5 protein-coding genes, 1 other RNA gene and 1 pseudogene are annotated in these 11,897 nt (G+C 41.2%); 4 read left to right on the top strand and 3 right to left on the bottom strand.

Annotated elements, in window-relative coordinates; translation table 11 throughout:
* Positions 1 to 218: 218 nt before the first annotated feature.
* Positions 219 to 3,335 carry a SusC/RagA family TonB-linked outer membrane protein gene (locus MJO53_RS02945; protein WP_252080409.1) on the top strand — a complete coding sequence of 1,039 codons (3,117 nt, stop codon included), beginning with the start codon at positions 219 to 221 and terminating at the stop codon, positions 3,333 to 3,335.
* A gap of 11 nt (positions 3,336 to 3,346) precedes the next feature.
* Positions 3,347 to 4,990: a RagB/SusD family nutrient uptake outer membrane protein gene (locus MJO53_RS02940; RefSeq protein WP_252080408.1), complete on the top strand. Its 1,644-nt coding sequence runs from the start codon at positions 3,347 to 3,349 to the stop codon at positions 4,988 to 4,990.
* Positions 4,991 to 5,116: 126 nt separating this feature from the next.
* Here the strand turns inward: MJO53_RS02940 and MJO53_RS02935 are convergent, their stop codons facing one another.
* Positions 5,117 to 5,890 carry a LytR/AlgR family response regulator transcription factor gene (locus MJO53_RS02935; protein ID WP_252080407.1) on the bottom strand — a complete coding sequence of 258 codons (774 nt, stop codon included), beginning with the start codon at positions 5,888 to 5,890 and terminating at the stop codon, positions 5,117 to 5,119.
* 536 nt (positions 5,891 to 6,426) lie between these two features.
* Between MJO53_RS02935 and MJO53_RS02930 the strand changes: the two are divergent.
* Positions 6,427 to 7,767: pseudogene (locus tag MJO53_RS02930) on the top strand (IS3 family transposase).
* Between the two features lie 661 nt (positions 7,768 to 8,428).
* On the opposite strand, the gene MJO53_RS02925 reads toward MJO53_RS02930, so the two are convergent.
* Both MJO53_RS02925 and ssrA read right to left on the bottom strand, forming a co-directional pair.
* Positions 8,429 to 9,679 carry a site-specific integrase gene (locus tag MJO53_RS02925; RefSeq protein ID WP_252080406.1) on the bottom strand — a complete coding sequence of 417 codons (1,251 nt, stop codon included), beginning with the start codon at positions 9,677 to 9,679 and terminating at the stop codon, positions 8,429 to 8,431.
* 235 nt (positions 9,680 to 9,914) lie between these two features.
* Positions 9,915 to 10,314, bottom strand: a transfer-messenger RNA (tmRNA) gene (ssrA, locus tag MJO53_RS02920).
* Between the two features lie 360 nt (positions 10,315 to 10,674).
* Between ssrA and MJO53_RS02915 the strand changes: the two genes are divergently transcribed.
* The gene (locus MJO53_RS02915) at positions 10,675 to 11,880 is read left to right on the top strand and encodes an NAD(P)-dependent oxidoreductase (protein ID WP_252080405.1); all 1,206 of its coding nucleotides are present in this window, start codon (positions 10,675 to 10,677) and stop codon (positions 11,878 to 11,880) included.
* The last annotated feature ends 17 nt before the right edge of the window (positions 11,881 to 11,897 follow it).

The raw sequence follows: 11,897 nt of genomic DNA, 5'->3' as shown, positions 1-11,897 counted from the left end.
TTAAAGGCTCTCCATACTATGTCCTACAAGGTCCCACAGATATGTGGGGCCTTTTTGCTCTTATCCGGTTGTGGTGTGCAAAATATGCGCTAAATCAGTCATTCAGTTCAATAATAGGTTAGTTCAGATCATTAAATCAATAGTTGGTGAAAGCACGTAAAAAGTTTGTTCGGTGAACGGATATTTTTATGGTTTCATTAACTCAAAACTAACTCTTTATGTTAAAAAACACGATTATTTGTATGGTGGTGATGCTTTTTGCATTGCAGACCCATGCGCAGCAAAAAACGATAACGGGACAAGTGACCGATAGTTCAGGTCAACCCTTACCAGGTGTTTCGGTTCTAGTGGTCGGTACCTCTACTGGTACACAAACAGACTTCGATGGAAATTATACCATTGGAGTCGAACAAGGAAGCGTACTTCGTTTCAGTTACATCGGACAGAAAACAATTGAAAGGACGGTTGGGGGTTCAAGTACTATTGATGTGCAGATGGAGGAGGATGCCCAGGCCCTTGAGGAAGTAATCGTTACGGCCTATGGTAAGAGTACGAAGGAAGCTTTTACAGGTTCGGCCAGTATAGTAGGAGCGGAAGACTTGGCGATCAGAAATGTTACATCTCCCGTTGCGGCTTTGGAAGGAAAGGCCACAGGCGTTCAATTTACCTCCGCTCAAGGTCCAGGCTCATCTCCTGGTATCGTTATCCGTGGTGTGGGAACACTCAATGGTGATACCGATCCATTGTTCATCGTAGACGGAGTGCAGTATGAAGGTGCCCTGAATACGATAAATCAAGAAGATATAGAATCCTTTACTATTTTAAAGGACGCCGCTTCAACATCCCTATATGGTTCCCGTGCAGCCAATGGGGTGGTGATTATTACCACGAAGAGTGGTAGAAAAGGTGGGATTCAGGTAAATGCCTCGATGCAATATGGATTGGTTTCCACAGCAATTCCATTCTATCAGGAACTGGGCCCAGGGCAGTACTACGAATCCATGTGGCAGGCCTTAAAAAACTCAAGTGCTGGAGGGGGAGATCCGTCATTTGCCTCGGCAAACATATATAATGCTTTGGGGTATAACCCGTTTGATGTGCCTAATGATCAAATTGTTGGTACGGACGGTCAATTGAACCCCAATGCCAATGTCATTTACAACAGTCTTGACTGGTACGATGTATTGTCTAGAACTGGTGTAAGGCAGAATTACAATGTCAATGTCTCTGGAGGAGGGGATGATCATAAAGTGTTTTTTTCAGCTTCTTATTTGGATGAGGAAAGTTTTGTGGTTACATCAAAATTTGATCGCTTGACTACACGATTGAATGCTGAGTTTGATGTAAATGACAACCTTACCTTAGGGGGGAGCGCAAATATTGCGATTACTGAAGCTACTGCTCCCAGCTCAGCAGGTACCAACAGTATTGTAAACCCATTTGGATTTGCCAAGAATATCGGTTCAATATATCCAGTTTATGTAAATGACTTACAAGGAAACCTTGTAACTGACGCCTCTGGAAATCTAGTTTTTGATAGTGGAGAGGGTTATCCCGAGTACAATATTGGATCTAGACCCGTTAATCAGGGACGTCATGCCTTACAGGAGCTATTATTGAACGATGAACGCACTAGGAACAACACCTATGGGTTCCGGTTCTTTGCCGATCTGGAGATTTTGGATGGATTGAGCGCTAGGGTAAATTATGGCAGGGATATTAATGAAGGCCTGAATAAAGAATATGAGAACGCGGTAATAGGCGATGCCCAGCCCACAGGACGTTATGGTGAGACTAGATCCAGGAGACAGGTGGAAAACTTCAACCAAATTTTGACCTATGTCAAAAGTTTTGGTAATCATAATTTTGATATCACCGCTGGACACGAAAGCTTTGATCGCACATTTACAAGTAATGATGGATTGTCGACGGTACAAGCTGCCAATGGAATTTATGAATTTGACAACTTTTCCAATATTGTGAATTTGGGAGGTTCTTCTACAAGGAAAAGTATAGAAGGATACTTTTCCAGATTGAATTATAATTATGACAATAAATATTATATCAGTGGTTCGGTCAGACGTGACGGGTCTTCTGTATTTGACCGAGATGCTCGATGGGGAACCTTTTATTCCATAGGTGCCAGTTGGAGAATCGATCAGGAGAAATTCTTGGAAAACTCATCCTGGATCAATCGATTGAAATTAAGGGCTTCATATGGTGAAGTGGGTAATGATGACCTTGGTGATTTCTTCCTTTCTCAGCCAAGATTCTCCATTACTTCGAATGCAGCCAATCCTGCTATCATTTACACGGATATAGGTAACTCGGATTTGCAATGGGAAACCATTGAAAATTTCGACGTGGCATTTGAATTTGCTTTATTCGATAATTTTTTAGAAGGTTCCGTGGAATACTATAGGAAAAACTCCTCGGACCTGCTTTACTTACTTCCTATTGCTCCTAGTAACGGTATTAATGAAGTCCCTACCAATATTGGTGATATGTTTAATTCAGGATGGGAAATGGCTTTGACTGCCCATGTGCTCAATAAGAACGATTTTAGATGGGATATATCCTTACAGGCTTCAACATTTAAAAATGAGATCACCAGTTTGCCCGATCCGTTCATTGAAGGTCAGCAGCGATGGGAAGAGGGCCGATCATTATTTGATTTTTATATTTTAAGGACGGCAGGAGTCGATCCAGAGAACGGTGATCAATTGTTTTTACAATACGAGTTGGACGAAGACGGAAATAGCGTTCCAGTGTTGGATGAAAATGGCGAAATAGCCACAACCAATGACTGGCAAGCAACCGAACGGGCCTATACTGATGATAGTTCGATACCAGATTTGTTAGGGTCCATTTCCAATACCTTGAGCTACAAGGGTTTTTCATTGGATGTCTTGGTTAATTATGGTGTTGGCGGCAAGTTTCTTGACTTGGGATATGCAGCGATGATGCATAGTGGAACGTACGGAAGATCCCTACATCCGGATATTTTGAAGGCCTGGAGGCAGCCAGGGGATATTACCGATATACCCAGAATGGAAAACGGTAATCCAAATATTGTTAGGGCCGCGTCCGACCGTTTCTTGACAGACGCTTCTTTTTGGGCACTTAAGAACGTTAATCTTGGGTACACCTTTGATGACAAGATAGCAGACCAATTGGGGCTCGACCAATTAAGGGTTTCCGTATCAGGTGAAAACCTTTACTTAAAAAGCGAAAGAAAGGGATTGAATCCACAGTTCAATCTCGAAGGAACACCAAGTGGTAATGACTTTAATCCTGCTAAAATTATTTCAGTCGGATTGAATGTAACATTTTAAAAAAAAAGAATATGTATAGAAAATTAAACTTATTGTTATTGGCGGTTTTAGCAATCGCCATAACTTCATGCGACGACGACTTTTTGGAAACAAAACCAACGGATGCCATTTCCGCATCTGACGCGTTGGCCAATGAGGAAAATATGCAACTTATACTTAATGGATTGCATAGAGGACTATATTCCCAATCGCAAACCATATTTCCAGGGGGGGACTCAGAGAGGGCAAACAATCATTTTTGGGTGCCCATGGGTGACAACCTTAGTGGTGATCTTATCCATTCAGCCAATGCGAATAATCTAGGATGGAGGGATGTAATGCAATGGAACGAGCATACCATACCTACGTCACTTACTAGTGAACTGTTGTGGTATCACCGCTATAATATCATATCCGGAGCCAACCTGTTGATCAACAGAGGCACGGACGGATCGTTTGTTGATTCTGCGATGCTAAATGAAATTCTGGGTCAAGCTTATTCCTATAGGGCATACGCCTATCTTTCTTTAGTGCAACATTATGCGAAAGGTTATTTAATCGGAAACCCTTCTTCGGATCCAGGTGTCCCCCTTTTGTTCTCTTCTGAAACACCATTTACCAGTGAGCCAAGGTCAACAGTTCAAGAGGTTTATAATCAGATAGAGTCAGATCTAAATGCTGCGATTGCAGCTTTTGAAAATGGTACCGGAAGACCCAACGGAGGCCCTGAAGTCAAATCACAGTTGAACATTGATGTGGCCTATGGATTATTGGCCCGTATGGCTTTGTCGAAAGGAGATTGGCAAACCGCAGCAGATGCAGCGGTAATGGCCCGACAAAATTATCCAATCATGGGAGAAGAAGAATGGTTGTCAGGGTTTAATACAAATAATCTGTCAGAGGTGATTTGGGGAAGCAATGTGATAGCAGCGGAAACCACATTTTTTAGGTCATATTTTTATTTGGCCAGTAATACATTTAACGGAAGCCAAATTAGAAACAATCCAAAGATTGCCGATAGAAGATTGGTCGATGCTATTCCGGATACGGACTATAGAAAGAAAGTATTCATTATTGATGCACCGAATACCAATAGTTCAGCGGCCAATGGTCAAGGAGGATTTGGAAATGATCCAAATTACATTGATGAGGCAGAGTTCAATGCGAGAAGAGCAGAGATTAACGCTACATATGGTATCAATACGAGGTTTAATCTCCATCCTTATATGCACTTTAAGTTGAAGAATGCTGTTCCCGCTGATATTGCACCGGATGATGTGATTTACATGAGATCCTCAGAAATGTATCTGATCGAGGCTGAGGCGAAGGCCATGATGGATGATATATCAGGAGCACAAGAAGCATTAAGGCCTTTGGGTGAAGAACGTGATAGTTCTTATGATGTTACCGTGTACAATACCAAGGAATCCTTAATGGAACACATCAAGTTTCAAAGACGTTTGGAACTTTGGGGCGAAGGCTTTGGATATACGGATAAAATAAGATGGGATGAAGGAATAGACCACGCTGCCGATGGTGGTTCTGGAGCTTCTGCCGTGCTTTACCAAGGGGCTTTCCAAGTGGAAAGGCCTTCGGTGAACGATGACTGGATATTTAAGATTCCTCAGTCTGAAATAGATGCAAATCCAAATTTGACCCAGGCAGATCAGAATTAGTTTTTTTTGAGATTAGTTAGTGCATAAAGAACCCTCCTAAATAGGAGGGTTTTTTTCTTGGAAAAGTATCACTTCAAGAAATCTGGATAATCGCGCTGATTATGATGATGTCAAAGCTTGGAAGTCTTAAATTTCCATTTTATCCATAAATTCTTTTCTATAACTTTTACTTACCCTGAAGATTTTGGAATCTGACATTTTTACATTCAGGTCCCCATAGGTGGTGGAGGTTATTTCATTAATGAAATCAGAATTGATAATAAACGAACGGTGAATTCTTATGAAAGCCGGATTTTTCAGTTTAACGATTATATTGGCCAATGACTCCCGTAATAGCTGTTTTTTTTCGATGGTATGAATTTCTGAATAATAACCGGATGCAATGATGTATTTTATATTTCTGCCGTAAACAAATGTAATCTTGGTTCCTGTCTTAATTGGTATTCTATCCACATTAGCGGAGGTTGCTGTTTGTAGATCAGGGAAATGGGATAACAACTTGTGGATGTTCTCCTTGATCAATTCCTTGTTATAGGAGCTTATCTGATAAATCGCCTTTTTTATGGCTTCGAAAAAGCGTTCGTCCTTAAATGGTTTTTGTAAATAGTCGATGGCATTGAATTCAAATGCCTTTAAAGCATATTGATCGTAGGCAGTGGCAAAAATAATGTGGGGAGGTTTTTTTAGATTTACTTTTTCCAAAACCTGAAAGCTGTTCATGTCACGTAATTGTATGTCAAGAATAACAATATCAGGGGAGCTTTCGGAAAGTTTTTCTATAGTACTGGTGCCATTTGCACTATCTGAGATTTTAGTGACCTCTGGAATTTCCCGTAAGAGTTTTCGAACTCGATTCCTAGCAATTTTTTCGTCGTCAACAATCAGGACGTGTATACTCATAATGATAAATTTCCTATTGTAGCCACTTGGTTACAAAATAATCTATTAAAACCATTTTAAAGGAAAGAACGGCTATTTTAGTTTTTTGGCTATTTACCGAAAATCAACTATAAATATCGGTTTGGACTCCTGATTTTCAAATTTCGGACCCTTTTTAAGAATCTTTATGGGTTGTAAGGGTGGTGAATTGGATTTCTAATCTCATTTCTGCATTGGTAACAGTACCGTAGATTGTTTTTGCTTCATTGTATTCTGTTGGTAGGGTTTGGCCAAGTTTACGATACGATGTACTTAGTATATAATAAACACGATTGCAATACCTTCAATGCATTGAAGACCCAGATCGAAATAATTACTGAAATGGAGTTTTTTGTAGTTTTTTGGCGTGTAATGCATTAAACATAAAAAAGTACATGATACAAGGTGTAAATCTTCAACTAAAAGTGGACTGAACTTGGTCTAAAGTTAAGTGATGGTTTTGTTATCTTCAAGGCTAGCCTTGAAGATGGATTCATTAACCATTTAAATCACTTAAAATGACAAAGAAGAAGAACACGGAATCAATCGTAAAGGACATCAAGAGAAAGACAAGGCGGAAGTTCTCCGCCGAGGAAAAGATCCGAATCGTACTGGAAGGGCTCAAGGGCGAGGAATCCGTATCGGGCATCTGCAGGCGAGAGGGCATTGCCCCGGCACTGTATTACCGTTGGAGCAAGGATTTTCTTGAACCTGGAAAAAAACGTCTTATGGGCGATACCATGCGCGAGGCCAATACCAGTGAGGTAAAGGAACTCCGTGGGGAGAACTCCGAGCTCAAGGAAACGGTGGCCGAGCTATTGCTCCAAAACCGGGTGCTCAAAAAAAGTACCAATGGCTTAGGGTAAAATGGAGGAAGTATATGCGATTTACCCAACAGGAGAAGTACGAGATCATACAGCTTGTGGAGACATCTGAGATAGGCGTGAACAGGACATTGAAGGAAATAGGGGTCAACAAGAGCACCTTCTACAATTGGTATGGCAAGTACCTCGAAGGTGGCTTTGATGGGCTTGCCCCGAGCCAAAGGGCCAGGAACACCTATTGGAACAGGATACCCGACAAGATCAGGTCGCAGGTCGTGGAGATGGCCCTGGACTTCCCGGAGGAATCCTGCCGTGGACTTGCCTGTAAGATGACCGATGAGCGGGAATACTATATCTCCGAGAGCAGTGTCTACCGCATATTGAAGTCCCGTGGACTGGTGACATCCCCTGCCTTTGATACCATGGCCGCTTCAAAGGAGTACAGGGACAAGACCACAAGGGTTCACCAGATGTGGCAGACGGACTTCACCTATCTGAAGATCGTGGGATGGGGATGGTACTATCTCTCGACCATTCTGGACGATTACAGCCGTTATATCGTCCATTGGGAACTCTGCCCCTCGATGAACGCAGGGGATGTGAAGAAAACAGTGGGAAGGGCACTGGAAAAAGTGTCGCTGCCCAAGGGGCAAATGCCAAGGCTCCTGTCGGACAACGGGCCCTGTTACATCAGTGGCGAACTGAAGGAGTTCATAAAGAAAAAAGAGATGGAGCATATCCGGGGTAAACCGAACCATCCCCAGACGCAGGGCAAGATAGAGCGTTACCACCGTTCGATGAAGAACATCATCAAACTGGACAACTACTATCTACCGGGGGAACTCAAGGAAAGGTTGGAAGAGTTCGTGGACTATTACAACAATAGGAGATACCACGAATCATTGGACAACCTGACGCCGGCGACCGTATATTTTTGGATTGGACAAAAAGATATTGGAAAACCGTAAATTGATAAAGAAAAGAACGATGCTCAAAAGAAGGAAAGAGCACCAAATTCAAAAGTTGAAACTATGACTTAACTTTGGACTGGGCCAGTTCAGATTCGTTTGAAGACGTACAGTTGACATACCTTAAGAACATTCAATCTACAAAACAAAAATTCGCCTTTGTTTCCAGCTTAATTCTGGGCGAAGAAGGTGCGGAAGCAGTTTTAAGTGTTCAAAGACAATTTATTCAGAGATGGTTGAATGGTGAAAATGAAGACTTAGTACAAATCAGAAATTATATAAGCGAAATATTAATTCAGAACTAATTTTTAATGAAACCCTTTTCAATAGCTGTTAGGGAAGCAAAATAGTTTTCATCAAAAAAAAGGTAGTCTATTTTTTTAATTGTCCAGTATGGCTTTCTGTCAATTCCAGATTGGAAAAATCCAAATTCTCGAAATTCTCTAATGAGAACCCTCCCCCCACTACATTTATTTGTACATTTTCCTGTCTAGTGCTCAAAGCAAAATATAAAAGTCATGGTCATCAATGAAGATTACAGTCTTTTAAGTTAAGAAATGTTAAAGTTTATTTAGAAAATAGAGACTATGCACTTTTTAGAAACAAAAAAGCCCCCACATCTGTGAGGGCTTGATTTTACTAGCGGTCTGGACGGGACTCGAACCTGCGACCCCCTGCGTGACAGGCATAAATAATTCGTTAAAAAACTTGTCTTGGAAAATAACATGCTAAGTATTTGTCTTTTTTCCAAGTCTTTGTACTTGTTCATTTGCCAAGATACCTTTAAGGGTGGCCATATCTTCACTAACCTTTCTATCAATGATCTTGGCATAATGCTGGGTGGTCCTTAGATTTTTGTGACCTAACATTTGCCCTACTGTTTCTATCGGAACTCCATTGGAAAGAGTTACAGTGGTAGCGAAAGTATGTCTGGCTAAATGAGTGGTGAGATTCTTTTTGATGCCACAGAGGTCAGCAATTTCCTTAAGATAGGCGTTTGATTTCTGATTGCTCAAAACAGGTAATACACAATCCCCATTGATAACCTTAGGATGGTCTTGGTACTTTTCTATAATGGCCAACGCTGTTGGGAGTAGGGGAATGCCCAATCTGGATTTTGTTTTGGTGCGTTGTGATTTTATCCAAAGGCTCCCGTCAATATGTTTCACAATATTGTCAGGATGTAGCTTTTGGACATCAATATAAGATAGGCCGGTATAGCAACAGAACACGAACATATCCCGTACAACATTAAGACGTTCGCCCCTAATTTTCTTGTCCACCAAGACTTGCAGTTCTTCCTTGGACAAGAATTCCCTTTCCACAGTTTTGAATTGCACTTTGTAGTTGTAAAAAGGATCTTTACTGATCCATTCATGTGCAACTGCCATTCGAATGATCTTCTTGAAATTGTTGATGTATTTCAAAGCAGAGTTGTGATTACATTCTTTGGCTGTTTTTAGAAAGTATTCAAATCCTTTAATGAATTTTAAATTCACATCTCGGACCGGGATGTCTAATTTTTGGAATTCAGACTTAACAAACTCAGCTATGTGGTTTCTTGTGGTATGATATCTTTTGTAGGTGCCCAGGGCGAATTCAATGTCAATCAGTTTCTTCATTTGCTGGTTATGTTCATCGAAAAGTTCCAACAACATCTTGACTCTTTTGTCATTGCCTAAAAATTTATCCTTTACATCATGTACTGTGAAAAATTCTCCTTCCTCTACTAATTCATGGTGAATTTTATTCACCTTATGACGAACAGTGGCCATAAATCGATTTAATACTTCTGCTTCAATTCCTTTTCCTTTCAATTTGTTCATTCTTGAGTCCCATTTTTCAGGGTCGATCTTTCTATGGAGGCTTATTACGGAACGTTGGCCATTTACCGTTAATCTAAGGTATAGTCCAGCTTTTCCGTTCTTGTCGAGGCGTTTGTCTTTAAGGTAAAATAAGACAGCAAAGGAATTTGACATATTTTGGGTATCGATTTATGTCAATAAAGGCATGAAAAATAATTCATTGTAGTTTTGTAAATCATTAAAAAAGAATAAATTACAGAGAAATCGATACCTTTTTGCAATTTTTAAAATGGGTATCGATTTAGTGCCTTTTAAATTGAATTTAATTGAGTTCAAGTGAAACCAAATAAAATAAAAAAACCTGTAAATCAGTTATTTACAGGTTTAATGTGTTGTTTTGATGGTGTTTTAGTGGAGCCGGAGGGATTCGAACCCTCGTCCAAACAAGCAATAACCATGCTTTCTACATGCTTAGTATCTGCTTAATTTTCGATGCATACCTGACCAGATACGGCCTAATACACACTTAGCTTCTTAAGATTTTAGAGGCACCGCCAAAGCGAGCGGACACCCTTGTGTTGACTTTTTTGGTGCTCCTAAACGAATCGCCGTCAACAAGGGCTATTCAGGAACATCTCGCTTCCCTACCTTGTAGGGACGAGGCACATCTTACTATAATTCAGATTATGCGGCAAGAGCGTAATTATTTTCGCCAATTAAAAGTGTGAAACATGAGATTTACGAGCTGTATCCCAGCGCTCGGCATGCTTACATCGCCATTGGTCTTGCTGTCAAAACCGGTCGGCCCCATAATGAGTTAGGTAAGCTTTGCTTACCGTAAACGAATTATGCCCAGAGCGCAGTCGAAGGGCCTAAACGTAAACTCACTTTTTTATCAAAGAACTATATCCTCACTTGGTATTTCGACCGCCATCTGTGAAGGCTCTGTCGAAAAATGGGCGTTACCCAAACATTGCTTCGCAATATTTTGGTCGGGCTATCGGCTTTATCTTTTTCTGCCACTTGGCTACGCTCAAAATTGCAGAAAAAGGATGCCGCCTCTATCCCTAACGCGGTCGGCAAAGGTAAATCATATCCATCAAACAATAAAAAGTTTGCTTACCCTGCCATTTACCCTTATTTTGGTCAACAATTATACCAAATTTTATATGAAGTTCGGAATCATCAGGGAGCGCAAAAATCCGCCCGATCTTAGGGTGGTCCTATCGCCAGGGGAATGTCAAAATGTCCTCTCCAAATTTCCAAAAGCCGAAATTTTAGTGGAATCGTCCCCAATTCGGGTGTTTTCCGATCAAGAATATATCAATAAAGGACTCCAAGTAGTTCAAAACCTAGAAGAATGCGAGGTCCTGCTCGGCGTAAAAGAGGTTCCCATTAACGCTTTGATACCCAACAAAAAGTATTTCTTCTTTTCCCATACCATAAAAAAGCAGCCCTATAACAGAGATTTGCTGAAAGCCATATTGGATAAGAACATAGAGCTCTACGATCACGAGGTGATCACCAATACAAAGGGAGCAAGATTGGTAGCTTTTGGCAGATACGCCGGGATTGTGGGTGCCTACAATGGGTTTAGGGCTTTTGGGCTTAAACACGATCTTTACCAATTGCCAAAGGCCGAGACACTTGTGGACCAACAGGCTTTGATCAACGAACTCAAAAAAATACAACTTCCCCAAATTAAAATATTGCTCACAGGCAAGGGAAGAGTCGGCAATGGTGCCAAGGAAATGCTCCATGCCATGGGATTGCGTCAGGTTGGGGTGACGGAGTATTTAAAAGATGATTTTGAATACCCGGTCTATTGTCAGATAGATGCTTCGGAATACAATAAACGTAAAGATGGGGTACGGGGGAACAAAGCTGACTTTTTTGAGAACCCAGAGGCCTATGAGTCCAACTTTTTCCGTTTTGCCAAGGTGACCGATTTTTATATTGCCGGACATTTTTATGGAGATGGAGCGCCTTATCTGTACACTCGGGAAGATGCCAAACACCCCGATTTCAAAATAAAGGTAGTAGCCGATATCAGTTGCGATATAGATGGTCCTGTGGCCTCCACCATCCGTCCATCCACCATAGCGGACCCTGTATATGGCTATGATCCTATTGGTGAGAATGAAACCGATTATAAAAATAAGGATGCCATAGCAGTTATGGCGGTTGACAATTTACCGTGCGAACTGCCCCGGGATGCCAGCGTAGGATTCGGGGAGGCATTTTCAAATTACGTTATCCCGGCCTTTTTTAACAAAGATGCACAAGGCATACTCGATAGGGCGCGTATGACCCAAAATGGCAAGTTGACCGAAAGGTTTGCCTACCTACAAGATTACGTGGACGGTAAAGAATAACCATTGCCCGAAAATAT

Source organism: Flagellimonas marinaquae (genome assembly GCF_023716465.1).
Classification (GTDB): Bacteria; Bacteroidota; Bacteroidia; order Flavobacteriales; family Flavobacteriaceae; genus Flagellimonas; species Flagellimonas alginolytica.
Note: the sequence above shows the minus strand (reverse complement) of the source record. Positions and strands in the feature narration are given on the sequence as shown.